Source organism: Breoghania sp. JC706 (genome assembly GCF_037026715.1).
Taxonomy (GTDB): Bacteria; Pseudomonadota; Alphaproteobacteria; order Rhizobiales; family Stappiaceae; genus Breoghania.
Genome location: NZ_JBANCG010000004.1, coordinates 195,566 through 219,681 on the forward strand (window position 1 = coordinate 195,566; position 24,116 = coordinate 219,681).

The 24,116-nt window shown below is 66.6% G+C and carries 18 protein-coding genes and 1 tRNA gene; 9 read left to right on the plus strand and 10 right to left on the minus strand.

Going from position 1 to position 24,116, the window contains the following annotated elements:
- Positions 1–28 precede the first annotated feature (28 nt).
- The 3 genes from V2L18_RS09430 to V2L18_RS09440 all read right to left on the minus strand — a co-directional run bounded on the left by V2L18_RS09430 (position 29) and on the right by V2L18_RS09440 (position 4,140).
- Positions 29–1,336 (minus strand): O-antigen ligase family protein, encoded by a 1,308-nt coding sequence (locus tag V2L18_RS09430; protein ID WP_336177980.1) that lies wholly within the window; start codon positions 1,334–1,336, stop codon positions 29–31.
- Between the two features lie 141 nt (positions 1,337–1,477).
- Entirely contained in the window at positions 1,478–2,914 is a 1,437-nt protein-coding gene (locus tag V2L18_RS09435; protein WP_336177981.1) for a cellulase family glycosylhydrolase, read from the minus strand.
- Positions 2,914–4,140, minus strand: a complete 1,227-nt coding sequence (locus V2L18_RS09440) for a glycosyltransferase family 4 protein (RefSeq protein WP_336177982.1) — start codon at positions 4,138–4,140, stop codon at positions 2,914–2,916. Before V2L18_RS09440 ends, V2L18_RS09435 begins: the two co-directional genes overlap by 1 nt.
- Positions 4,141–4,481: 341 nt before the next feature.
- Here V2L18_RS09440 and V2L18_RS09445 point away from each other — a divergent pair, with 341 nt between their 5' ends.
- Both V2L18_RS09445 and V2L18_RS09450 read left to right on the plus strand, forming a co-directional pair.
- Positions 4,482–5,639: a glycosyltransferase family 4 protein gene (locus tag V2L18_RS09445; RefSeq protein WP_336177983.1), complete on the plus strand. Its 1,158-nt coding sequence runs from the start codon at positions 4,482–4,484 to the stop codon at positions 5,637–5,639.
- A gap of 82 nt (positions 5,640–5,721) precedes the next feature.
- The gene (locus V2L18_RS09450) at positions 5,722–6,513 is read left to right on the plus strand and encodes a WecB/TagA/CpsF family glycosyltransferase (protein WP_336177984.1); all 792 of its coding nucleotides are present in this window, start codon (positions 5,722–5,724) and stop codon (positions 6,511–6,513) included.
- Positions 6,514–6,635: 122 nt separating this feature from the next.
- On the opposite strand, the gene V2L18_RS09455 is transcribed toward V2L18_RS09450, so the two are convergent.
- Together V2L18_RS09455 and V2L18_RS09460 are read right to left on the minus strand one after the other, a co-directional pair.
- Positions 6,636–6,711: transfer RNA gene (locus tag V2L18_RS09455), tRNA-Ala, on the minus strand.
- 223 nt (positions 6,712–6,934) lie between these two features.
- Positions 6,935–7,387, minus strand: coding sequence for a TIGR02300 family protein (locus V2L18_RS09460; RefSeq protein WP_336177985.1), 453 nt, complete (start codon positions 7,385–7,387; stop codon positions 6,935–6,937).
- A 272-nt stretch (positions 7,388–7,659) separates the two neighbouring features.
- On the opposite strand from V2L18_RS09460, the gene aroA reads away from it, so the two are divergent.
- The 7 genes from aroA to V2L18_RS09495 all read left to right on the plus strand — a co-directional run bounded on the left by aroA (position 7,660) and on the right by V2L18_RS09495 (position 15,223).
- Positions 7,660–9,009 (plus strand): 3-phosphoshikimate 1-carboxyvinyltransferase, encoded by a 1,350-nt coding sequence (gene aroA, locus V2L18_RS09465; RefSeq protein ID WP_336177986.1) that lies wholly within the window; start codon positions 7,660–7,662, stop codon positions 9,007–9,009.
- The gene (gene cmk / locus V2L18_RS09470; RefSeq protein ID WP_336177987.1) at positions 9,006–9,623 is read left to right on the plus strand and encodes a (d)CMP kinase; all 618 of its coding nucleotides are present in this window, start codon (positions 9,006–9,008) and stop codon (positions 9,621–9,623) included. Before aroA ends, cmk begins: the two co-directional genes overlap by 4 nt.
- Positions 9,624–10,015: 392 nt before the next feature.
- Positions 10,016–11,731, plus strand: coding sequence for a 30S ribosomal protein S1 (gene rpsA / locus V2L18_RS09475; protein WP_336177988.1), 1,716 nt, complete (start codon positions 10,016–10,018; stop codon positions 11,729–11,731).
- A gap of 365 nt (positions 11,732–12,096) precedes the next feature.
- Entirely contained in the window at positions 12,097–13,104 is a 1,008-nt protein-coding gene (gene sppA / locus V2L18_RS09480; protein ID WP_336177989.1) for a signal peptide peptidase SppA, read from the plus strand.
- Positions 13,101–13,403 carry an integration host factor subunit beta gene (locus tag V2L18_RS09485; protein ID WP_336177990.1) on the plus strand — a complete coding sequence of 101 codons (303 nt, stop codon included), beginning with the start codon at positions 13,101–13,103 and terminating at the stop codon, positions 13,401–13,403. Before sppA ends, V2L18_RS09485 begins: the two co-directional genes overlap by 4 nt.
- Positions 13,404–13,796: 393 nt before the next feature.
- Positions 13,797–14,177: a lipopolysaccharide assembly protein LapA domain-containing protein gene (locus tag V2L18_RS09490; RefSeq protein WP_336177991.1), complete on the plus strand. Its 381-nt coding sequence runs from the start codon at positions 13,797–13,799 to the stop codon at positions 14,175–14,177.
- An 83-nt stretch (positions 14,178–14,260) separates the two neighbouring features.
- Positions 14,261–15,223 carry an ornithine cyclodeaminase family protein gene (locus V2L18_RS09495; RefSeq protein WP_336177992.1) on the plus strand — a complete coding sequence of 321 codons (963 nt, stop codon included), beginning with the start codon at positions 14,261–14,263 and terminating at the stop codon, positions 15,221–15,223.
- 22 nt (positions 15,224–15,245) lie between these two features.
- On the opposite strand, the gene V2L18_RS09500 is transcribed toward V2L18_RS09495, so the two are convergent.
- From V2L18_RS09500 to addB, 5 genes are all read right to left on the minus strand, one after another.
- The gene (locus V2L18_RS09500; protein WP_336177993.1) at positions 15,246–15,863 is read right to left on the minus strand and encodes a trimeric intracellular cation channel family protein; all 618 of its coding nucleotides are present in this window, start codon (positions 15,861–15,863) and stop codon (positions 15,246–15,248) included.
- Between the two features lie 350 nt (positions 15,864–16,213).
- Positions 16,214–16,870, minus strand: coding sequence for a nucleotide exchange factor GrpE (gene grpE / locus V2L18_RS09505; protein WP_336177994.1), 657 nt, complete (start codon positions 16,868–16,870; stop codon positions 16,214–16,216).
- Between the two features lie 203 nt (positions 16,871–17,073).
- Positions 17,074–17,394 carry a thioredoxin TrxA gene (trxA, locus tag V2L18_RS09510; RefSeq protein ID WP_336177995.1) on the minus strand — a complete coding sequence of 107 codons (321 nt, stop codon included), beginning with the start codon at positions 17,392–17,394 and terminating at the stop codon, positions 17,074–17,076.
- 104 nt (positions 17,395–17,498) lie between these two features.
- Positions 17,499–20,990, minus strand: a complete 3,492-nt coding sequence (gene addA / locus V2L18_RS09515; protein WP_336177996.1) for a double-strand break repair helicase AddA — start codon at positions 20,988–20,990, stop codon at positions 17,499–17,501.
- Positions 20,990–24,094, minus strand: coding sequence for a double-strand break repair protein AddB (addB, locus tag V2L18_RS09520; RefSeq protein WP_336177997.1), 3,105 nt, complete (start codon positions 24,092–24,094; stop codon positions 20,990–20,992). Before addB ends, addA begins: the two co-directional genes overlap by 1 nt.
- Positions 24,095–24,116: the final 22 nt, after the last annotated feature.

Consider the following 24,116-nt stretch of genomic DNA (forward strand, 5'->3'; position numbering starts at 1 on the left):
ACGCGCCACTCGGCCTGACGGGCGTCCCTCAATCTGCTCCGCCAGCTCGCGGCGCGGGCGCACGCGGCAGCAACGCCGCCAGGATGAAGAGCATCCACGTCAGCGAGTAGCCGCGAAACCAGCTGCTTTCGAGCATGTTGTGACAGGCGACCGTGAGAACGAGTGTCATGGACAGCCAGCACAGCGCCGGGTTGCGCCAGGCGATGCGGGCGGCCGAGAAAAATGCCGCCACGATCAGCGCCAGAAGGATGGCCAGGCCGACGATGCCGTTTTCCACCAGCACGTCGAGATAGCCGTTATGGGCCTGAAGCAGGCCGACGACGAAGCCCGGTGCCTCGCGCTCGACGATCGATCCGGCGCCGATCCCCCAGAACGAGGAATACCCCTGCCCGAGGATCGGACTGCGACCGATGACATCCAGAACAAACTGCCAGATGACGGTGCGCCCGGTGAAGGTCTCGTCGCCGAAGAGCAGCATGGAGAGCTCTTCGAAGCCGAAACGCGTCATGGCGGAGAGATAGAACCAGCCGGCAAGCGCGAACGCGAGGCAGAACAGCAGGAACAGGGCGGCGTTCATCCTGAGCGGGCGGGTGATCAGGATGGTCACGCCGATGATCGCGGGAAGCAGGACGGCGAGGCCGAGCGAGGTCTTGGACCGGCTTTCCACCAGCGCATAGAAGGCGGCCAGCAGAAGAGCCAGGAAGAGGGCCCGCAGTCGTCCGCGCTTCGTCGCCGCGCCGTAGATGCAGAAGAGGACCGCGAAGGCCATGGCGGCGCCGAGGCCGTTCTTCTGGGAATAGATGCCCTCGTGACCGATGGGCCCCGGCGGCGTTGTCAGCACGACGGCCAGGTTGATGACGACCGTCGCGGCGATCACCGCAAGAACCCGGTCTAGCGCGGCGTCGCGATCATCCGCCAGCACGATGGACATGCCCAGCGACAGCACCACGATCGCCTGCAGCACAAGCCGCCGGAAGGCGATGCCGGGCACCGGCGACCACAGCACGCTGAGGGCAGCGAAGGCCAGATAGATGAGCAGCAGCAGCGTGACGGGATCGGCCATGAGCCGGCCGAGGTGCCTGAAATTGTGCGCGGCAGCCGCCACGGTCGCGGCGAAAACGCCGATCCAGAACAACTGGTTGAGAACATTCGACTGGGAAGCCGCGACGTTGATGTCGACATCGGCGCCGGCACCGCCCCATTGCATCAGGAACGGCGAGACGAGCAGCGCATAGGCGAGGATAAGCGCCGGGATCCAGCGCAGGACAAGTCCCGCGAAGGCATGCGCCTCGACCGGACGCGCAACGATGGGCTCGGAATAGCGATCGTCCGTCACGTGGTCCCGCCGATGTCCGCAAGGTGCCGCCAGTCGCGTTCGCCCCGGGCGGTCTGGCCGCGACAATAGCATTTCCCGCGATTCGGGGCACGCGCATTGGCGGCCTGCGGCGCGATCGGGCGGCCGCGGCTCGCGATCAGGCTACCGTTCAAGCGCGCCGGTCTCCAGCCCCAGCGCCTCGGCCGTGCCGGCATCGACCGTGCGGCTTGCATTGTCGGCAAGCAGGCCGAAACCCTTCGTGTAGTCCCACAAGGCCCAGCCGAAGCCGTGGCGTTCGGCGGCTTCGCGCACGTCCTTCAGCCACCGCAGGCGGCTGCCGTCGTCAGGGATATCCTGCGGCCAGCGGATGGCGCTGAATTCCCCAAGCACGATCCGGTCAGGGGCAATGCCGTGCGCCTCGGCCCAGTCGGAAACGGTATCGAACCGGCGCTCGATCATGTCCGGTCCGGGTTTCTGCCTGCCGTAATAGTCGTCAACCTGCGCCTTGGCGGCGGCGAAGGCATCGGTCGGCTGCGGGCTGCCTTGCCTTGTCAGCCGGGCGAGATGGGCCTTTGTCAGGGCAAGCGTCTTGTCGATGCTGCCGCTCGTTGCGGGATAGGAGAGACCGGCTAGATAGCGCGCCGGCGGCGAGGACCAGGGCAGCGACTGGTGTGTGAAATAATAGGGCTCGTAGAAATGAAAGTCGTAGAGCGTTGCCGCGTCGTAGGCGGCGGGATCGAGCCGCACCAGACCGTCGACCGACGACCAGCACCCGCCTGTCAGAACGAGAGCAAGAGACGGAGCTGCCGTCCGCACAGCCTTAAACAGTCGCCTCTGGGAAATGGTCCAGTCTTCGCCATCGCCGCGAACGCACTTCGGCTGCGGCTCGTTCATCAGTTCCAGCGCGACGCTGTCGGCAGGAAGACCGGCGAGCCGGCCCGCAACCTCGACCAGAAAGGACCGGTAGCGCAAGAATTTCCCGCCGTGCGGATCGGCGAGAATGTCGGCCGGACGCCAGACGGAGGAATAGGTTGCGGGGTGGATGTCGACGAGAACGGAGAGCCCGTGCCCCTGCAGGCGCACGACCCATTGCCGAAGGTCGTCAAGCAGCAGCTGCTCGTCGCTGTCGGTTGCCGCCAGAAACGGCCCGGCATCGACGGGAAGCCGCACGAAGTCGAAGCCAAGCGCCACGAGCCGGTCGAGTTCAGCATCCGACATGTGCGCCAGCTCGCCGTCGAAGGGCGGCCAGAGATAGTGCCCGGGCCGCGCCGGATCTGAGCGCGAGAAGCTCTGCTGGCGCGAGAGATTGACGCCACGACGGAAACGGGGAAGACGCGGGGCCTCGACCGCCTTGCCGGCGGCAGGGCCGGTCCCGCCAACCGGTGCGGCCTGCGCGGACTTCGGCGATGCCATCGGCCCGGCCGGTTTCGATGCGGCAGGGATTTCGGATGCCGCGACCATTGCCGAGGGGAGAGCGGGAGCCGAAGAGGGAGCGGGTGGCGGCATCATCAGCGCCAGGGCGATGACGACCGAGGACAGGATGCCGGCCACTGCGACGAGAAGCCCCCGCCAGTGCCGGTGATACCCGCCGGCCTTCATCAGGCGCTCCGGGCGAATGTGAGGAGGTCGTTGCGGTAGCGCGCCAACACGGCCGCAGGATCGAACCGTTCCAGCATCTCGCCGGCGCTGCGGCCGATCGTTTCGCGGTAGTGCGCGTTGCGCGCAAGCAGGTCATCGAGCGCGGCAGCGATTTCCGACACGTCGCCCGGCGTCGCCGCCCTGCCGACGTCCAGACCGTCGAGATAGCCGTCGATCCCCGTTCCCCGGCCGTAGAGGATGGGGATGCCGGCAAAAAGCGCTTCGAGATAGACCATGCCGAAGGTCTCGTTGAAGCTCGGCAGGACGAGGCCGAGATAGTGCGGCAGCGCCGATGTCAGGGCGTCATTGTCCATGCGGCCGAGCAGGCGGACGCAATCGGACAGCCCCGCCTTGCCGATCTGCGCCTTGACAGCGGCGACGCTCTCGTCCGTGCCGCCGCCGATCAGATCGAGGCCGATTTCGGGATGGGCGGCATGGTGGCGCCGGAAGGCCTCGAGCATGCTGTCGAAGCCCTTGCGCCCGCGAATATCGAAGTTGAATACGCTGACAAAACGTGGCTGCGGCGCGCACACCGGGATCGCGCCCCTCGTGTTGGTCACGATATTGGGCAGCAGCACCTGCTTGGCCGGGTCGATATCGAGATGCGCCTCCAGGATCGGACGGAACCAGGCAGAGACGTAGTAGATCCGTTGCGCGCGGTCGGCGACGCGCTGAAGGCGCGGACGATAGCCGGGCTTGAAGCGCAGGATCTTGCTTTCCGCCTCCCCGCGCACGGAGACCAGCAGCGTGACATCTTCGCCCAGATGCTCGGCGAGCCACAGGCCGGCCAGTCCCTCGAAGGCGAACTTGTGGGCGTGGATGATGTCCGGGCGCAGGCCCTCGCTTTCCAGCATGGCGGCGATCCGCCGGCCCACCGCCTCCATGGCACGCGCAAGGCCGATACCGAACGGCGGCGCGAAATACCGGAAGGCGAAGAGGCGCACGCCGCCGACCATGCCGCAATCGCGAAAATGGGTCCGGTCAGGGCGGCTGGTGCGCGTGGTGGAAACCACGATATGGCGGGCATCGGGCGTGCCGGCGACGAGCCGTTCGACCGCCGTCGTCGTCGGGCCGCGATGGGGATCGGGATAGTCCGCACTGATGTGCAGCACCAACGGCTTTTCCCTCGGTTCCGGCTGTCGCGCCGGTCCTGTCGGAGCCGCAGTCGCGGCTTGCGTCATTGCCATTGGAGGAGGCTCCGGCTGATTGTCTGGAACGCGGGTCCCGAACGGTTGTCCGGAACGCTTATGGCACCGGCGACCCGCCGCCTTCGCGCGCAAGGTAGGCCGATATGGTTAAGATCCCGTGGCTTGCGGCGGCCTTACGACTCTTGCGCCTGTTGCGGCCGGCGACGCCACGGACATCGAGAAAATCCTCGGGACATTTACGGAGAGTCCACTATTCCCTGTCATTTTCCCTTACGACCGATCCCGATGCCGGAGCGAGCTCGATGGCCCGATTGCTGTTCGACACAAGAGATATCGCCAAGGCGCCTTTCGACCTCAAGCAAAAAGAGGCTATCTCCGGGATGACTTGTGAGATTTCGGACGAAATCCCGCAAGAAATACTGGCTTCGCGCGAGATCGTCCATGTCGTGCGCCAGTATGCGCCGGGCATCGGCGGACTGGAAGAGTTCGTCGCCAAGCTGGCGGAGCATCAACGCTCCACCTTTCGCAAGGTTCGCGTCGTAACCTGCGACCGGATCTTCGCCAGACCGGAGGAGCGGCTGCCGGCTCGCGAGACCATCAACGGCGTCGAGGTCGTGCGGCTGCCCTATGTCGGGTCGCGCCGCTATCCGATCGTGCCAGGACTGTGGCGGGCGCTGGCGGGGGCGGACATCGTGCATGTGCATGCGATCGACTTCGCCTTCGACGCTCTCGCCCTCACCCGGGTGCGGCGCAGGCGGGTGGTGATCGCGACGACCCACGGCGGCTTCTTCCATACCGCCCGGTTCGCGACACTGAAGAAGATCTGGTTTGCAACGCTGACCCGCGCCTCCGTTCGCGGCTACGACGCGCTGGTCTGCTGCAGCGCCTCGGACCTCGCCCGCTTCGCCCCCATCGCGTCCGGGCGCGCGCGGCTGATCGTGAACGGGGTGGACGTGGATAAGTTCGCCGGGGCCAGTGCGCCGAAGCTCTCCCGCAACATGGTGACGCTCGGGCGCTTCTCCTCCAACAAGCGGCTTGACCGGCTGATCGAGGTTGCAGCATTGCTGAGGAAGGAGGATCCGGCATGGCATCTCGATGTCTGCGGCGTTCCGGCCGACATGTCGGCGCAAGCGCTCAATGCGCTGATCGCGCAGCGCAACCTTCAAGACCATGTCACGCTGCATGTCGGCCTGCCGCATGAAGGCGTGCGCGAGGTTCTGAGCCGCAATTCCTTTTTCGTCAGCGCCTCCGAATACGAGGGCTTTGGCCTGGCGCTGATCGAGGCGATGAGCGCCGGCCTTCTGCCTGTCGTTCATGCCAATGCCGCCTATGCCGCGTTCGCCGAAGCCCATCCGGGCATCGACATCTGCGACTTTTCCAAGCCTGAGGAAGCCGCGGCGCGGCTTGCGGCCAGCCACCGGGGGGCAACCAAGGACCTCGACGCGCTGCGCCGGCAGGCGGTGGAAACCGCACAGATCTATTCCTGGGAGCGGGTGAAACGCGAATACGACCGCGTCTATGCGGCCGCGCTTGCTTGAACTGAATTGATTGAAAAGACTTGTTTCCCGGCCGGTCAGACGTAACTGTCCGGCAGACATTTCCCGCAAGAGGTGGCCATAGGTGTCGTCCAACGTCCCCGCGTCCGACCAATGCGACACTGCGACGATCCGGATCGGACCGCTTACCTTGCAGCGGCTTGAGAGGGACGGAGCGATCGCGCTCGTCGGTGCGGCGGTCGCGGAGCGGCGCAAGCTCGATCTTGCCATCTGCAATGCGCACACCGTCCTGCTCGCGATCGACGACAGTTCCTATGCCGATACCCTGAACCGCATGACGCTTCTGAACGACGGGGTGGGCGTCAATCTGGCAAGCCGCATGGTGAGCGGCGCGCCGTTCCCAGCAAACCTGAACGGCACCGACCTGATCCCCGAGCTCCTGTCCCGCATCGGCAGGCCCCTGCGCCTGTTTCTGCTGGGCGCCTCGCAAGCCTCCGTGGAGGGCGCCGCCCGCCATATCGCGGACACCTATCCCGATCACGAGATCGCGGGCTTCCGGAACGGCTATTTCGCCGGCGAGGAAATCGACGGGATCATCGAGACGATCAATGCAGGCAAGGTCGACCTGCTGATGGTCGCGATGGGCAATCCGCGTCAGGAGCGATTCATCACCGCCAATCGCGACCGGCTGGATGCGACGGTCTGCATCGGCGTCGGCGCGCTGTTCGACTTCATGTCGGGATCCGTCGTCCGCGCGCCGAAGTTCATGCGGATGCTGGGCCTTGAGTGGCTTTTCCGACTGATGCAGGAGCCGGGCCGGCTCGGGCGACGCTATTTCATCGGGATCCCGCGGTTCCTTCTGGCCACGCTGCGCCTGCCGCGCGACCGAGACACGCTCGGCAAACGCCCGATGTGAGCGAGGCCGGAAAGATCCCCCACAGCCTGCGGGATATCAAAGCCTGAACCATCACGGCGAACGTGATACGTGTCGCGGTTGACCCCGGCGTGCCGGCTTCATCTGACTGAAAGGTGAGGAAATGGTGGAGCCAATCGGAATCGAACCGACGACCTCTTGAATGCCATTCAAGCGCTCTCCCAACTGAGCTATGGCCCCACTCTGTACCGGGTGTTGGGAACGGCCCCGGCGCCGTTGTGTGGGCGGAAAATAGTCGTGCCCGCAGCGATGTCAAGCGGAAGATCGACCTGTTTTCAACCGAATGTCATTTCCCGCCGAAGATCGCCGATCTTTGCCTGGGGATAACGGGACGGACCGGTGCAACCGCACCGGTCCCGAAACCCGGCGAACACGAACGGGACCTGACGAGATCCTGCCCGCCCTATTCGTCGTCTTCCCGCTCCACCACGATGCCCGGAACGTCGTCATCGTCGTCGTCCTCGTCATCGGGCAGGAATGCGTCGTCGTCAGTGTCGTCGATATCCTCGATCTCGTCGTCATCGAGATCAACCTCGGTCTTGCCGGTGGACGTTGCCTCTTCGTCGGCATCCTCCAGCGACACGACAACGGCCTCCTCGACCTCCAGATCCTCCTCGTCATCCGCAACCACCGGCGCGACCTTGGCCGGCTTGCCCGCCTTCGACGGCCTAGGCCCCGTCGCCGCAGGGCTCACGATGGTGCCGCATTTCGGGCAGGTGATCGGAGATCTGTTCAGATCGAAGAATTTCGTTCCGCAACTGGGGCACAGCTGCTTTGTCCCAAGATCCGGTTTCGCCACGATTTCAAACCCTGTGTAATTCGCCAATTTCGTGCTGAGCTGCGTCCCCATAAACATCGAAACGCCCCCCTGTCAAAGCGTAAAATCGGCCTTACGCGAAAACCCGAAGTCGAAGCGGATTGCCGAGATGACGAACCCCGGCCGGCGTGCTAGGAAACCGCCTCATCGCTGCGGGACCCCGATCGTCCCGTCGCGGGCCGCGATGCGCAACGGTCGCGCGTTCCGGGACGGCGAGCTTCAAGCGCCCCGCAAGCCGCCGATGAAAGCCCCCGCAAGCCGCCCCACTCCGGCAGAACGGTTTGCACAGGACGAGGATGACGAACCTTCCCATGAGCCATGCGACGAAGCCGATGACCGCCCGCGCGGGCGCCCCGCTTTCCGGCACGATCCGGGTGCCGGGCGACAAGTCGATTTCCCACCGGTCCTTGATGTTCGGTACGCTTGCGGTGGGTGAAACGCGGATCGAAGGCCTGCTGGAGGCCGAGGACGTGCTCGCGACTGCCGCGGCCATGAAGGCGCTGGGCGCCAACGTGCGCCACCTCGGCCCGGGCGCGTGGAGTGTCGATGGCGTCGGCGTCGGCGGACTCAGCGAACCGGAGACGGCACTCGATTTCGGCAATGCGGGCACGGGTGTGCGGCTGACGATGGGGATGGTGGCAAGCCACGCGCTGACGGCGACGTTCATCGGCGATGCCTCGCTCTCACGCCGGCCGATGGGCCGGGTGCTCGACCCCTTGCGCGACATGGGCGCGGAGGTGCTGGCGCGCGCCGGCGACCGCCTGCCGCTGACCGTGCGCGGCCCTGAAACCGCCCTGCCGATCAGCTACCGGGTGCCGGTGCCCTCCGCGCAGGTGAAGTCGGCGGTCCTGCTCGCCGGGCTCAACGCGCCGGGGGTGACGACCGTCATCGAACCCATTCCCACGCGCGACCATACAGAACGCATGCTTATCGGCTTCGGCGCCCACCTGGAGATCGAACAGGCTGCGGACGGAGAGCGGATCCTGCGGCTCACCGGCCAGCCGGACCTGAAGCCCCAGGCGATCACCGTTCCCGGCGACCCCTCCTCCGCCGCCTTCATGATCGTCGCCGCCCTCATCGTTCCCGGCTCCGACGTGACGGTTCGCGACGTGCTGCTCAACCCGCACCGCACCGGCATTCTCAAGACGCTGGAGGAGATGGGCGCCGACATTTCCATCGAGAACGTGCGCGAGACGGGCGGCGAGATGCTCGGCGACGTGCGCGCGCGCCACTCGCGGCTGAGGGGAATCACCGTGCCGGCGGAACGCGCACCCTCGATGATCGACGAGTATCCCGTTCTGGCGATGGCCGCGGCCTTTGCCGAGGGCGAGACGCGCATGCTCGGCCTGCACGAACTTACAGTGAAGGAAAGCGACCGGCTCGCGGCCGTTGCCGACGGGCTCGCCGCCAATGGCGTGCCGCACGAAAAGGGTGACGACTGGCTGACGGTCACGGGCGGTGCGCGCGTCAACGGCGGCGGCACGGTCACCACCCACCTCGATCACCGCATCGCCATGAGTTTCCTCGTGCTTGGTCTTGCCAGCGAAAACCCGGTGAGCGTCGACGACGGGGCGCCCATCGCCACGTCCTTCCCGGACTTCAACGACCTCATGGCCGGGCTCGGCGGACGGATCGACATCCAGGCGGAAGACGCGGCATGATCATCGCAATCGACGGGCCGGCCGCTTCCGGCAAGGGCACGCTTGCGCGACGGCTGGCGGCGCGTTTCGGGCTCCATCATCTGGACACCGGGCTCACCTACCGAGCGGCTGCGGCCAAGATGCTCGCCGACGGCGTTCCCCTCGATGACGAGACGCAGGCCGCACAGGCGGCGGAACACGTTGACTTCTCCGCTCTCGACCGCGATACCCTGTCTCTGCACGAGATCGGAGAGGCTGCCTCCAGGATCGCGGTGATGCCCACGGTCCGCCGCGCCCTGGTGGAGGGTCAGCGCAGGTTCGCGCAGATCCCGCCCGGAGCCGTTCTCGACGGCCGCGACATCGGCACGGTGGTGTGCCCGGACGCGGACGTGAAGCTCTTCGTCACCGCCTCGCCGCAGGTGCGGGCGCGGCGACGCACGGACGAACTCCAAGGGCGCGGGCTCGCCGCGAATTACGACGAAATCCTCGCCGATCTCGTGCGCCGCGACGAACGAGACAGCACGCGTACCGACTCTCCGTTAAGGCCGGCGGACGATGCGCACTTGCTCGATACCTCGGAAATGGATATAGAGACCGCGTTCCGTAAGGCTGTGGATATTGTCGACGGCCTGTGAGGGCGGAACCGCATAGAGCTGCGAAGGGGGCACCTCCGGGCCGCGCCCCTTTTTTGGCATTCGGGACCATGTGCCCGAACGGGAGGTGATCTTCATCCGGCGACGCCGGTTCGATCCGTCCTTTTGCCGCTGTTCCGGCCTTCGGCCCTCACTCGGTTGCCCGCACAAGAGCTGCCATGGGCAGGGTCTGCGTGCCGGTGCTGCCGACCGCGTGTGACCTCACCGCCTTCCGGACACATTGAGAATGAAATGAAGACCGCCCGCAGTCCAGGCGCCTGCGCCGGCCGTTCCTTTGGAACGGATGCCTCCCGCGAAGGGGAGGCCGGCTGGATCCTGCGGACAAACGCAACACGAACCACCGGTGCATGCCAGAAATGGCTTATGGAGTTTCAATGACCGCTTTGAATCCCTCTACCGAGGATTTTGCTGCCCTGCTCGACGAGTCTTATGGCGGCTCGGAAATGCAGGAAGGCACCGTCGTCAAGGGGACGGTGATCGCTTTCGAAAAGGATCTCGCCGTCATCGACGTCGGGCTCAAGGTCGAAGGTCGCGTTCCGCTGAAGGAATTCGGCGCCAAGGCGCGCGATGGCGAAATGAAGATCGGCGACGTGGTCGAGGTTTACCTGGAGCGCGTGGAAAATGCGCTCGGTGAAGCCGTCCTGTCGCGCGACAAGGCTCGCCGCGAGGAAAGCTGGGTCCGTCTGGAAGTCTCGTTCGAGAAGAACGAGAAGGTCACCGGCCAGATCTTCAACCAGGTCAAGGGCGGCTTCACCGTCGATCTCGACGGCGCCGTGGCCTTCCTGCCGCGCTCCCAGGTGGACATCCGCCCGGTGCGCGACGTCGGCCCGCTGATGCACACGCCGCAGCCCTTCCAGATCCTGAAGATGGACAAGCGCCGCGGCAACATCGTCGTCTCGCGCCGTGTCGTCCTCGAAGAGACCCGTGCGGAGCAGCGCTCCGAGCTGGTCCAGAGCCTCGAGGAAGGCCAGGTCGTGGAAGGCGTGGTCAAGAACATCACCGATTACGGTGCGTTCGTCGACCTCGGCGGCATCGATGGCCTGCTGCACGTCACCGACATCGCGTGGCGCCGCATCAACCATCCGTCGGAAGTTCTGTCCATCGGCCAGACGGTCAAGGTGCAGATCATCCGCGTCAACCAGGAAACCCACCGCATTTCGCTCGGCATGAAGCAGCTCGAGGCGGATCCGTGGGAAGGCATCGAGGCCAAGTACCCGGTCAACGCGCGCTTCACCGGCCGCGTCACGAACATCACCGACTACGGTGCGTTCGTGGAACTGGAGCCGGGCATCGAGGGCCTGATCCACGTCTCCGAGATGAGCTGGACCAAGAAGAACATCCATCCGGGCAAGATCGTCGCCACCTCTCAGGAGGTCGAGGTGATGGTGCTCGAGGTGGATCCGGTCAAGCGCCGTATCTCGCTGGGCCTCAAGCAGACCCTGCAGAACCCGTGGGATGCCTTCGCCGAGAAGTTCCCGGCCGGCACGGTCGTGGAAGGCGAGGTCAAGAACAAGACCGAGTTCGGTCTGTTCATCGGTCTCGAGGGCGACGTCGACGGCATGGTCCACCTCTCCGATCTCGACTGGAACCGTCCGGGCGAAGTCGTCATCGAGGAGTTCAAGAAGGGCGACATGGTCAAGGCCGTGGTGCTCGACGTGGACGTCGACAAGGAGCGCATCTCGCTCGGCATCAAGCAGCTTGAAGGCGATCCGTTCGACACGGCGGCTTCCGGCGATGTCCGCAAGGGCGCCGTCGTCACCTGCGAGATCGTCGAGGTGAAGGACACCGGCCTGGAAGTGAAGCTCGCCGACAGCGATCTGACGGCGTTCATCCGCCGCGCCGATCTGTCGCGCGATCGCTCCGAGCAGCGCCCCGAGCGCTTCTCCGTGGGCGAGAAGGTCGATGCCCGTATCACCCAGTTCGACAAGAAGACCCGCCGTATCTCCCTCTCCATCAAGGCGCTGGAAATCGCCGAGGAGAAGGAAGCCGTGGCGCAGTACGGCTCGACGGATGCCGGCGCCTCGCTCGGCGACATTCTGGGCGCCGCTCTGAAGGCTCAGCAGGAAAACGGCGAGGGCGACGAGGAGTAGGATCTCCTTGCGCATTGCCAAAGATCGGGGCCCGCGCGGTTGACGCGCGGGCCCTTTTCTTTTGAAGTAGCACCCCGGCGAGCCCGTTCGCCGGTAATCTGTATTCGGAGATTTGAGTCGCACGCGGGGACCGGTCCCCGGACGCGGGACCGAAAGAGCTCCCGCAATCCGGCTTCGGCCCGATCGTCCTGCCGGTATCGGCGCCCGTTACCGGCGCCGACGGCTCGGGGCGCTGCCTGCGCAAGCCTTCGGGACGCCGCACGCTCGCACGAGCGCCAACCGGGCGGCCCGACCTTTTGAAATCGAGCATTCCCGAACCCGGGCGGCAACGTTGCGGACGGACTGCTCAAGGAGGCATGAGCCCCATGACGTTCGATGCCGACGTGATCGTCGACCGGCGCCGCCTGCGCCGAAAACTCACCTTCTGGCGCGTGCTTGCCGTCATCGGCGTCGCGGCCGCGATCATCGTGGCCGGCGCCTATGCGTACGGGGTCGAGGGTGGCGCGAAGAGCCGGCCGCACATCGCCCGGCTGGACATTTCCGGCCTGATCACCGACGATCGCGACCGGCTGGCGCTGATCGACCGGATGACCAAGTCCGATGCGGTGAAGGGCGTAATCGTCGCCATCAACAGCCCCGGCGGCTCGACCACCGGCGGCGAGGGCGTCGTGGAGGCGCTCGCGAAACTGCGCGCCAAGAAGCCCGTCGTCGCCCATATCGGCACGGTCGGCGCCTCGGCCGGCTACATGATCGCGATCGCCGCCGACCACGTGGTCGCCCGGCACAACTCGATCACCGCATCTATCGGCGTGCTCTTCCAGTACGGCAACGCGGGCAAGCTGCTCGACACGATCGGCGTGCACATGGAAGCGGTAAAGAGCGCTCCGCTGAAGGCCGAGCCGGATTTCTATTCCGAAACATCGCCGGAGGCGCGCGCCATGCTCGCCTCTCTGGTCAAGGACAGCTACGACTGGTTCGTCGATTTCGTCGCCGAGCGGCGCGGCCTCGACCCGCAAACGGCGCGCGCACTCGCCGACGGACGTGTCATGACCGGCAACCAGGCGCTTGCGGCCAAGCTGATCGACGAGTTGGGCGGCGAGGAGGCGGCCCGGCAATGGCTGGTTTCCGAAAAGGGCCTGGATGAGACACTGCCGGTCATCGAGTGGCGCAAGGACGAACCGGCCTTCGGCGAGCTCGGCTTTACGGGTAAAGTTGCCCAGTTGTTCGGCAAAGGCGTCGCCGAGGCCGTGTTCGGCACCGGTACAATCCGTAAAATAGTGCTGCCGGAAGCACTTATGCTTGACGGTCTGGTATCTGTTTGGCAGGCTCCTTCGATCGCCGAGACACAGATTACCGGGGGGGCGAACGAATGATAAAATCGGAACTCGTTCAACGCATCGCAGAACAGAACCCGCACCTGTATCAGCGCGATGTCGAGAATATCGTCAATGCGATCCTTGACGAGATCGTTGATGCCCTCAAAGGCGGTGACCGGGTGGAGTTGCGCGGCTTCGGCGCCTTTTCCGTGAAGAACCGCCCCGCCCGCGTCGGTCGCAATCCGCGCACCGGGCAGAAGGTCGATGTCACGGAGAAGTACGTCCCCTTCTTCAAGACCGGCAAGGAAATGCGCGAACGGCTGAACGGCGGCAAGGATCTCGGCGCCGACGACTGAGCCTGACGCCCCACCTTGCGCACGCCAGGAGCCCCCGGAACAGGCATCCGGGTGGCCTGACCTGCATATCCGGCATTCCTTTTCGATGCTCGCGCGCCCACGCAGCCTCGGTTCTCGATCCGTTCGGGCCGGGGGTTTGCGCCTTTCCCGCCGCATGCGGCATCCCGTGTCACTCTCCCCCACTTGCCGCTTGCCCCCCATTCGCGGCATCATGGTTGTGAATTGCGTCGCTTCGCGCCTTCGGGCCTGTTCCGTGCACCCGGGAAACCAGATCGCCGGGAACGGGCTCGCAGAGTGCTCCCGAGCGGTTTTCCGTCGTTCCGGCGATTTCGTCACGACGGCAGGCGCTCTGACGGGGCCCCGCGCGGCCCAACAGCATGAGGTTCCTCCGCCGTGCTCAAACGGATCGTCAAGACCATCCTGCTCCTGCCTGTCGCCCTGGTGGCCGGGCTGATCATTCTGCTTGCCGTGGCCAACCGTCACGAAACGATGCTGTCGCTCGATCCGCTTTCGCCGGGTCAGCCGGCCTTCTCGATCACCGTACCGCTGTTCTGGCTGCTTTTTGCCGCGCTCGGTATCGGCATCCTGCTCGGCGGCATCGGCGCATGGGCCAGACAGGGCAAGTGGCGCCGCCAGGCGCGCCACAAGCGCCGCGAGGCCGACAGCCTGCGCCACGAGACGGAACGGCTGAAGGAAGAAGTGCAGGCGGTCAGCCCCGCGCGTCCCGGCCTGCCGGCCCCTGCTTCCACTTCGGGCGACAAGCGCGCCGCCTAAAACACCGCCCGACCGGTTTTCGCCGCAGGGCGTAGACCCGTGTTCGGGAAGGATGGCCGGCTTTTTCAGAGCGAGGGGTGCGGATGCGTGTGATTACCGCTGCCGAGATCAACGGCTCCCTGACGTTCCGCGATCTGGTGGAAACGCTTCGAAGCGCCTTTCGCGCCGACGTCGCCGCACCGGTGCGCCACCAGCACACCATCGCGCGCCCAGACGGCGCGGATGCCGCGCTGCTGCTGATGCCCGCATGGAACGATTTCGCCGCGCAGGGCACCTCGCAGCGAGGCTATATCGGCGTCAAGATCGTCTCCGTCTTTCCCGACAACGCGATGCTCTCCAAGCCTTCCGTCATGGGCACCTACATGCTCATGTCGGGCCAGACAGGAGAGCCGCTGGCGGTGATGGACGGACAGGCGATCACGCTTTGGCGCACGGCTGCCGCCTCCGCGCTTGCCGCAGGCTATCTCGCGCGCGAGGACAGCAAGCGGCTGATGATGATCGGCGCCGGCGCCCTGTCGCCCTACCTGATCCGCGCCCATGCGGCCGTGCGACCGATCTCGGAGGTGCTGATCTGGAACCGCACGCCTTCGGCGGCTGAAAAGCTCGCGCGCGCGATCAACGGCCGGCACGGTCTGACAGTGCGTGCGACGGAGGATCTGGAAGGGGGCGTGCGCGGTGCGGACGTCATTTCCTGCGCGACGATCTCGCCGGAGCCGCTGGTTCTCGGAGACTGGCTTTCCCCCGGCAGCCACCTCGATCTGGTCGGCGCCTTCCGGCCCGACCTTCGCGAAAGCGACGATGCGGCGGTCACCAAGGCGCGGCTCTTCGTGGATACGCGTGCCGGCGCCCTGTCGGAGGCCGGCGATCTGGTCCAGCCCATCGCCGCCGGCGTCATTTCCGCCGAGGACATCGCCGCCGATCTCAGCGAGCTGTGCCGCGGCGAAAAGGCCGGGCGGCGGTTTTACGACCAGGTGACGCTGTTCAAGTCGACCGGCACCGCGATCGAGGATCTTGCTGCCGCCATACACGTCTTCCGCAGGGCCTGACCGGGCCGCGTTGAGGCGCTCCCTACTCGCTGCCCGGAGCCCGATAGCCCGGAAGCGACCAACCGTACTGGATGGCGCCGGCGCGCAGGACGAAGGCGATGAGGCCCCCAACGGCCGCCGCCGGCCACGGCGGAACCGAGAACTCGACCATCACCACATAGGAGAACGCTCCGGCAAAGGCAGCGGTCAGATAGATCTCGCGGTTGACGATGACGCTCGGCTGGCTGGCGATCGTATCCCGGATCACGCTGCCGAAAGCCGCCGTGGCGACGCCCATCAGCACGGCAACCGCGGGCCGGTCGATCACGGTCAGCGTCTTGGCGGCACCCATGACGGAATAGCTCGCCATGCCCACTGCATCGGCCCAGCGCAACGGCTTGCCGAGCGCCTCGCCCAGATGCGCCATGAACCACGTCGCGATGCCTGAAACGACACAGACGACGAGATAAGTCTGGTCGCCCACCCAGAAGACCGGAACGCCAAGCAACAGGTCGCGCAACGTTCCCCCGCCGATGCCGGTGAACGTCGCAAGCAGCACGAAGGCGAGGATGTCAAGCTTCAGGCGCGAGGCGACGATGCCGCCGGAGACGGCAAAGACCGCCACGCCGATGAAATCGAGGATCTGGAGAAGGTTTGCCATGCGGCAGGGTAGCCTGAAAGGGGGCGGCCGGAAACGGGAGCCAGGGACTTGTCGCAGAACTCATTCGCTCGTTGCCGGCGCCAACCGCTGCCGTCCGGTTGAGAATTCAGCTCCGGTGCTCAATCTCTTCAGTGTCATCGACTCGCTTTGCGAAAATGCGCGCCCCGAAAACCGATGCTTCCACCGTCATCACCCGGCGAAGTCCGGGTGATCCAGCGTTCGCCACACATGCCGCGGCCGGCAGTGGATTGCCCGGACTTCGCCGGGCAATGACGACGGGAGGGCATGAGGGGGAAGAATTCGCAGATAAACCAGTTCCCTGCCAGTTCCCCGCTTGTCCGGGCCGGATCTTACGCCGTCTTGTCGACCGTCTGTCCGGCCTCGCCGGCGCCCTCCGGCTTCGGCTGCGGCTTGGGGCCGCCACGGGCGACGCCGACCATGGCCGGACGTAAAACGCGCTCGCCGATCACGTAGCCGGTCTGGACCACCTGCACGACCGTGCCGTTGGGCACCTGGTCGTTCGGCACCTCGAACATCGCCTGGTGGAAGTTCGGATCGAACTTCTCGCCCGACGGGTCGATCTGCTTCACGCCGTGCTTCTGGAGCTGGTTGAGCATCTCGCGCTCGGTCATCTCCACGCCTTCCAGAAGCGCCTTCAGACCATCGTCGGCATTGGCGCGCATTTCCTCCGGAACGGCTTCAAGCGCCCGGCGCAGGTTGTCGCCGACATTCAGCATGTCGCGGGCGAAGCTGGCGATCGCATAGGATTTCGCGTCCGAGATCTCACGCTCGGTGCGCCGGCGCAAGTTCTCCATCTCCGCCAGCGTGCGCAGCGTGCGATCCTTCAGCTCGGCGTTCTCCGCGACAAGCGCATCCGCGTCCTTCGGGCCGTCGTCGTTCGCCGCGTCCGCCGGGTCGTTTGCCTGCGCGCCTGCGGCTGCGCGCGCCCTTTCCTCGGCGAGATCCACCGCGGCTTCGTTTTCAGTGTTCTTGGTTTCGTCGCTCATAGTGTCCCCGTCATCGAAACGGCAGGAATGATACCGATTGTGGCTCGCATTTGAGGGTTCCGGCGCAGAAAATCAAGTCCGCTCATCCCGCGGCATCCTGTTGCGCGGCCGACCTGTCGCGAGAGCCCGGCAAGACAAAGGCCCCGGCGCTGCGGGCACCGGGGCCTTTGACGTGTCTCACGGCCGGGGCCCGACGGGCCGGATCAAAGCGCGCTCTTGATCCAGTCCGAAAGCCGGCTCTTCGGCGCGGCGCCAACCTGGGTGGCGGCGAGCTCGCCATTCTTGAACAGCAGAAGCGTCGGGATGGAGCGAACGCCGTACTTGATCGCCGTGTTCTGGTTTTCGTCGACGTTCAGCTTGGCGATCTTCACCTGGCCTTCCATCTCGTTGGCGATCTCGTCGAGCGCCGGGGCGATCTGCTTGCACGGTCCGCACCATTCCGCCCAGAAATCGACGACGACGGGTTCGGAAGAATTCAGCACGTCCGTATCGAAAGACGCGTCGGTGACCTTTTCAGTCGCCATGGGAAAACCTCTTCGGTTTGAGGGTCGCGCAATGCGACCCGCGTTGCCGCAAAAGTAGGAAGGTCGGCACGAGGCGTCAAGCGACGGGGCGTGTCTCCGACGCCTCAGCCCGTGACGGTGAGCCCCCTGACGGCGGCATCGAGCACATCGCGCGGGATCTCCATCAGGCGCGGGGTCTCGGTCCAAAGCAGAACCGCACGCACCCGGCACCCAGGATAGAGCCTGGAAACCAGCAGCCGATAGACGCCAAGCTGCGCAATGTAGTCGGCCGGCACCGCCTCGACGGTTTCCGGAGGGTCGGCGTTGGTCTTGTAGTCGACGATGAGCACCTCGTCGCCTTTTGCGACCAGCCTGTCGATCTGGCCGGAGACGGCGTAGGTCTCGCCTTCCCCGTTGGCGAGCGTGCCGACGATGGGCACCTCGGCCCGACTTTGCGGCGAGAAGACTTCCGCGAAGGCGGGATCGTCGAGCACGGCGAAGACCTCGTCCAGAAGCTGCTGGGCACGCTGCGCAAATCGCGCATCAAGCGCGCTTTCGAGCAGCCCTTGCGCCCGCGTTCTGCGCTCCGCCGGCGCGATTTCGGGCAACGACTGCAACAATCTGTGGACGAGTTGCCCGCGCACCAGCCCCCAGTGGCCCGGATCGAGCGCGGCTTCCAGCGCATGGCGCGGTTCCGGCTCCTCGATGGATTCGGGCAGCAGGTCGGCAGCGCGCGAAGGCGCAAGCCGGCGCGGCGGTCGATAAGCTTGCGCCGCGTCGAGAATCCAGTCGGGCAGCGGCACAGGCCCGGCCCGGCCTTCCGTATCGCGCTCTGCGGCGCTCTCCGGCGTCGGGGCCTTCGTCTCCTCCTTGTCCGCCGCCGTCCGCGCCTTCTGCCAGCAGCGCGCGACGACCTCCCCGGCTCCGTCGCATATTTCTCTGGCCTGGGGCGACAGGGCGTGTTCGACGAGAGCGTGCCAGCACCCTTCCGCAGGCCCCCGCGCTCCGGCGAAACCGCATACGACCAGCCGGTCCCGCGCCCGCGTCATCGCCACGTAGAGAAGCCGGCGGTATTCCTCTTCCGCGGCCTCACGCACCCCGGCGATCGCTTCCGCATGCCATGCGGTCTGATCGCTTGCGGCCGGTTTCCAGACAAGCGCAGGCGCCGCGACGGGATCTTTCGACAACGGATAGGCGAGAATGTCCGGATCGTGGCCGTGATGTGCGGGCTTGCCGCCCGAATCGACCAGAAAGACGATCGGCGCCTCCAGCCCCTTGGCGCCATGCACGGTCATGATCCGTACCGCGCCACCGGCCCCTTCCATCTCGCGCTTGATCTCGGTGGGCGCGGCGGTCAGCCACGCGAGAAAGCCTTCGAGCCCCGGCACGCCGGTTCCCTCGTAGTCGAGCGCGAGGTTGAGGAACTCGTCGAGGACGTCGTCCACTTCCTGGCCGAGCCGTTCGCGCATGCGCCGGCGTCCGCCATCGGCACCGAGAATGCGGGCATAGAATTCGTAAGGCGGCACGAAGTCCGCCCGGGCGCGCCAGTCCTCCAGCGTCGCGAGCGCGAGCTTCCAGGCCGGCTTGCCGTCGGCGCGGGCGCGCAGGGCCTGCCAGAGCGTGCGCTCGCCGCGATCATGGGCAAGCGCGAAGAGGTCGTCGTCATCGAGCCCGAAGAGCGGGCTCTTCAGCAGGCAGGCGAGCGAGAGATCATCCTGGGCCAGCAGCACGAAGCGGCCGAGCGCCACCAGATCCTGCACCGCGATGTGCTCGCTGAGCGTCAGGCGATCCGCACCGGCCACCGCCACGCCCGCCACCTTCAACGCCCGATTGAGCGCGGCGACGAAGGCCCCACGTTTCCTGACCAGCACCAGCACGTCGCCGGCGCTTGCCGTTCCCTCGCGCTGCCATCCGGCCACCGTTTCCGCGATGCGCTCCGCCACGCGGATCATCGGGCTCCCGGGGCCCGCATGGTCGAGCGGCTCGCGCCAGTCATCGGGCGGATCGGTCTTTTCCTCCGCCAGCATCGGCCAGATCTCGACAAGGCCCGGATCGTTGCGCCTCACCGCCTCGTGCACCGGCGCCTCGCCGTCGCGCGAGAGGCCCTTGCGCACGGCTTCGTCGGCGAAGACCAGATCGACCGCGCCCAGCACATCGGCGGTGGAGCGGAAGGAGAGCGTCAGGCGCACATCGTGGAAAATGCCGCCGCCCTCGCTCGCGCGGCGCTGAAAGTGGCGCCGCATTTCCGCGAAGTAGGCCGGCACCGCGCCCTGGAACGAGTAGATCGATTGTTTCTCGTCACCGACGGCAAAAAGCGTGCGCGTGACGGGGCGTGCGCCCTCGCCTGCGAAGAATTCCTCGGCCAATGCGCTGATCACCTGCCACTGGCGCGGGCTGGTGTCCTGCGCCTCGTCGACGAGGATGTGATCGAGGCCCTGATCGAGCTTGTACTGCACCCAGGCCGCCGCCTCGCGGCTCGACAGCAGATTGGCGGTCTTGACGACGAGATCCTCGAAATCGAGCAGGCCGCGCTGGCGTTTGTCGTGCTCATAGTGCTGGAGGACGCCATCCGCGAGACGCATCAGCGCGGCTGTGCCCTCCATGGTGACGATGGCACGTCGGCGCTCGAAGAGGGCGACGAGCCGCGCGGCCTCATCGACCAGCGCATCGACGACGTCGGGAAATCCTTGCTGGATCGCCTTCGTCGCCGGACTTTTCAGCGGCTCGCCCTTCTTGGTGAGGAAGGCTGCGAGGTACGCGCGCCGGCGCTCTTCCTCGGAAGGCGCGGCAATCGAGGCGTCCAGCGCGTCTGCCTTCGCAATATCGGTCTTGGTGCCGGTCCGAAGCGCTTCGGCGATGGCCTTGCGGCGCTCCGGTTCGATGGCAGCGTCGAGAATTTCAGCGTCGCAGGCCGCGACGGTCTCGCCCGGTGCCACGCCGAAGGCCCTGGAGAGGGCCGCAAGCCCGTCTTCCAGCGTGCCGGCTTCCACGATCCAGCGGCGCAGGTCGTCGCGTTTGGCGATGACCGCATCGACAACGTCCGCGACCTTGCCGTCCGACATCAGCGCGATGAGGCTCGCGAGCGCACGGCCGAGCGGGCCGTCCTCGTCCTCGGCCGCCTGATGCAGCACGCTTGCGCGGGCCTCGGTCAGCAATTCGTCCTGCACGCGCTCGTCGAGCACGGTGAAATGCCCGGCGACATTCGCTTCCAGCGGAAACTGGTGCAGCAGCGATTCGCAGAAGGCGTGGATCGTCTGGATCTTCAGCCCGCCCGGCGTTTCCAGCGCGGTGGCGAATAGCCGGCGGGCGCGGGCGAGCTTTGCCGCATCGGGCGGCGCCTCGCCCATGTCGGTAATGGCCGCGGCAAGCGCGTCATCATCGAGCGACACCCAGTCGGCCAGCGTATCGAAAACGCGCGAGGCCATCTCGGCGGCGGCTGCCTTGGTGAAGGTGAGGCAGAGCAGGCGCGCGGGATCGGTGCCGTTCAAAAGCAGCCGCACGACCCGGCGGGCGAGCACGAAGGTCTTGCCGGCGCCCGCATTGGCGCTCACCCAGGCGGAGGCCTGCGGGTGGGAGGCGTTGCGCTGGCGCTCCAGCGTGACGGCGGGGATCTCCATCAGCCTTCGCCCTCCTCGCCAACCGACCATTCGCGCACGCGGGCCAGATGATCGTAGTCGCCGTCCATGTTGCCCTCGAACTTTGGCCGGGCGCGGGAAAGATAGCCGGTCTCGGGCCGGTCATAGGCGTGGACGAGGCCTTTCAGGCGTTCGAACGAGTCTTCCGCCAGTTCCGCGATATCGGCGTCCGCGCCCACCGACTTGTACTGACCCGGCTCCGTGCCGCCGGAAAGCCGGATATAGGCGAGCTTGGAGACGGGCGCTTCGGCCGGAATGTCCTTGAAACCGCCGCGCGTCGCCATGGCGGCCTCCAGTGGAAGTTGCGGCGCGAAGAGGCTCGCCACCTCTTTGGCCGAAGGCGGCGTGCCGGTCTTGTAGTCGAGCAGCACCAGCGAGCCGTCGCCGGCGATATCGATGCGGTCGGCGCGGCCGGTGAGAAAGAAGGGGCCGGCCGGGCCGTCGATCTCCACGCGGCCGGCGATTTCGGCGTGACGGGCCGCGATGTCCGCGCGTCCCGCCTCGAATTCGAGCACCAACCACTCCGCTATGCGCACGAAGCGCGGCCACCACAGCGCGTGAATCTCGGGAAATGCGGCAAGCGGGGCGAAGCGCTCGCGGCCCATCTCGACGAGCCGGTCGCAGGCGGCCCGATCGAAGGGGCCGTCCCACTCTTGAAGGAAGTCGGCCAGAACGTCGTGGATCAGCGTGCCGCGCTCCGCCGCCCCCGGCAGCCCCCCGATCGGGGCGACCGGGTCGAGCTTCAGGATATCGCGGGCAAAGAGGGCATACGGATCGCGGATCCAGGTCTCCACCGCCGTCACCGACACCTTGCGCGGGCGCGCTTCAACCGGCGGCTTCGGCCAGGGCCGGGCGGCGGGGCGGACGGGGCCCTTCGCGGCATCGAGCGCACGCGCCCAGTCGAGGAACCGGCGGCCGCGTTCGGCCATTTCCGTGGCTGTCTCGCGCCCTGCGAGCGTCAGAACGCGTTGCAGCCAGCGCGAGGCGACGGTGGGCGCGGAACCGCTGCGCGCCGCGCGCGACAGCAGCACCTGCCTTGCGCCCAGACCTTGGGCGAAATCGTGCGCGGCAAGACCGATGCGTCGTTCAGGCGGCTCCAGTCCCACGTCACGCTTCATCGGCCGGTTGAGCCACGGGTCATTTCGGGTGGTGGCGGGCCATGTGCCTTCGTTGAGGCCGGCGAGTACCAGCATGTCGGGCCAGTGGAGACGCGCTTCGAGAGGGCCCCAGATGTGAATGCGCGGATCGGCGGGCGCGCGCGAATGAACCGGCACCCCGGATATCAGCGCATCGAAGACCGGCGGCCAGTCGGAGGCGGGAATGGCGAGCCCAGCCCCCTTCGCCTCGATCACGCCGGTGAGCGCCGCAGCCAGAGCCTCGCCAGCCTCGCCGGAAAAAAGCGCAATATCCGAGCCGGTCTCGTCGGCCGCCAACGCCTTCAGGCAGGCGACGGAACGCTCGGCGAGGAGCTCGACCGGCACAAGCCCGCGCCCCTCGAAGAGTTCCTCAAGCGGCCGCAAAGCCTCGGCCAGACGCCGGCAGAGATCGCGCGCCGCGCTCCATTCCGCCTCCGACAGGCGCCGCCAGCGCGGCAGACGGGTATCGACGGCTGCCTCCGCTTCGGCGGCCTCCAGCGCAACGAGCAGCCCTTGCGTGCCGTGGCGCGCCCGGGGACCGCGCAGGATCGCCCGCTCCAGCGCCCGGGTCGCATCGCGGATGGCGCTGGCCGGCAGCGATAGCCGGCAGAGCGGATGCTTCAGCAATGCCAGCAGGGTGACCGGTTCCAGCCCCTCAAGCGCCGCCGAGGTGGCGAGCCGGGCAAGCGTTGCGGGCGTCGAACGGTGAAGCGGCTGGCCGGCGCTGTCGTCAACCGCCAGATCCCAGCGCCGCAATTCGCCGGCGACCCGACGGGCGAGCATACGGTCGGGCGTGACAAGGGCAGCCTGCCGGCCGTCGGCGACAGCCTCGCGCAAGGCAAGCGCCAGCGCCAGCGCTTCCTCCGTCTCGTTGCGCGCGACAAGGAGCGAGACATCCGCGAAGGCATCCGGCGCACGGGTGACCACAGGCTCCTTCAGGAAGGCGCGCCAGGCATCCGTCGTCTCCGCCGGACGCAAGGCCTCGGCGACGATGACTTCACGGTCTGCGAGTTCCGGCGATGCGGGAGTTGCTAGATCGACAACCTGATCGCGATCCGCGTCCAGATGCATCAGCAGCCTCTTCAGGCCGTATTGGGGATGGGAGGGAACCGGGTTCGCGGTATCGGTCAGTGCCCGCCAGACGGTCTCGTCCATGCCGCGATCGAGCCCCGGCAGAACGACGGCCCCCTTCTCCAGATGCGCCACCACCTTGATGAGGTCGGCGGTGGCCGGCACGGAGCCCGTGGAGCCCGCCACAATCACTGGTCCCCGCGGCGGGTTTTCGGCAAGGCGCGCGGCTTCCCGCCGGATCAGGGCCGAACGGCGCGCATTGGGGTCCATGCGGCCATTTTCAGCCAGATAGGCGGGCCAGATCTCCGTGGCGATCTTCAGGAATTCCAACGTGATCTGCCAGTATTCGGCGTGGTCGTCGGGAACCAATGCCTGGATCGCGGCCCAGTCGGCCTCCTCCGTCTCGATCTGGTCCATCAGGGAAAGAAGATCGGCGGCGAGCCACGCAGCATCGGCGGGGGATGCCGGGATGGCGATCGCCTCGCCGGGCTTCAGCTTCAGCACCTCGCGGCGGACTTTTGTGGCCCAGGCGAGGATCAGCCGCGTCATGGCGATGCGCCGCTCCATGTCGCTCATGGCGGGCGGCAGCGGCTCCAGATCGGCGCTGGCGTGCAGCACCAGCTCGCTCTCGTCGACGCCGCCCAGGGGCCGGATGCGCGGCAGCAGCGCCACATTGCCACCGAACGCGCGCTGGAACGCCTCGCGGATGGAGCGCGCCGCGCGCCGCGTCGGCAGGTAGATGGTCGCGTCCGCCAGCGCCAGCGGATCGCGGCCGGGGGCAAAGCCCGGGATCAGCGTGCCGTCGATCAGCCGGTCGACCAATGTGTCGAGAAACGGCGCTGTCGGCGGGATGGAGTAAAGGCGCGGCTCGCCCGGCATGGTGGCCCCCGGTGGAATCAAT

Coding starts and splice junctions, on each gene's coding strand:
- addA (WP_336177996.1), bottom strand. CDS start 20,990: ATGGAGATCCCCGCCGTCACGCTGGAGCGCCAGCGCAACGCCTCCCAC.
- V2L18_RS09495 (WP_336177992.1), top strand. CDS start 14,261: ATGCGTGTGATTACCGCTGCCGAGATCAACGGCTCCCTGACGTTCCGC.
- trxA (WP_336177995.1), bottom strand. CDS start 17,394: ATGGCGACTGAAAAGGTCACCGACGCGTCTTTCGATACGGACGTGCTG.
- V2L18_RS09440 (WP_336177982.1), bottom strand. CDS start 4,140: ATGGCAATGACGCAAGCCGCGACTGCGGCTCCGACAGGACCGGCGCGA.
- addB (WP_336177997.1), bottom strand. CDS start 24,094: ATGCCGGGCGAGCCGCGCCTTTACTCCATCCCGCCGACAGCGCCGTTT.
- rpsA (WP_336177988.1), top strand. CDS start 10,016: ATGACCGCTTTGAATCCCTCTACCGAGGATTTTGCTGCCCTGCTCGAC.
- cmk (WP_336177987.1), top strand. CDS start 9,006: ATGATCATCGCAATCGACGGGCCGGCCGCTTCCGGCAAGGGCACGCTT.
- sppA (WP_336177989.1), top strand. CDS start 12,097: ATGACGTTCGATGCCGACGTGATCGTCGACCGGCGCCGCCTGCGCCGA.
- V2L18_RS09500 (WP_336177993.1), bottom strand. CDS start 15,863: ATGGCAAACCTTCTCCAGATCCTCGATTTCATCGGCGTGGCGGTCTTT.
- V2L18_RS09435 (WP_336177981.1), bottom strand. CDS start 2,914: ATGAAGGCCGGCGGGTATCACCGGCACTGGCGGGGGCTTCTCGTCGCA.
- V2L18_RS09445 (WP_336177983.1), top strand. CDS start 4,482: ATGACTTGTGAGATTTCGGACGAAATCCCGCAAGAAATACTGGCTTCG.
- V2L18_RS09460 (WP_336177985.1), bottom strand. CDS start 7,387: ATGTTTATGGGGACGCAGCTCAGCACGAAATTGGCGAATTACACAGGG.
- grpE (WP_336177994.1), bottom strand. CDS start 16,870: ATGAGCGACGAAACCAAGAACACTGAAAACGAAGCCGCGGTGGATCTC.
- V2L18_RS09485 (WP_336177990.1), top strand. CDS start 13,101: ATGATAAAATCGGAACTCGTTCAACGCATCGCAGAACAGAACCCGCAC.
- aroA (WP_336177986.1), top strand. CDS start 7,660: ATGAGCCATGCGACGAAGCCGATGACCGCCCGCGCGGGCGCCCCGCTT.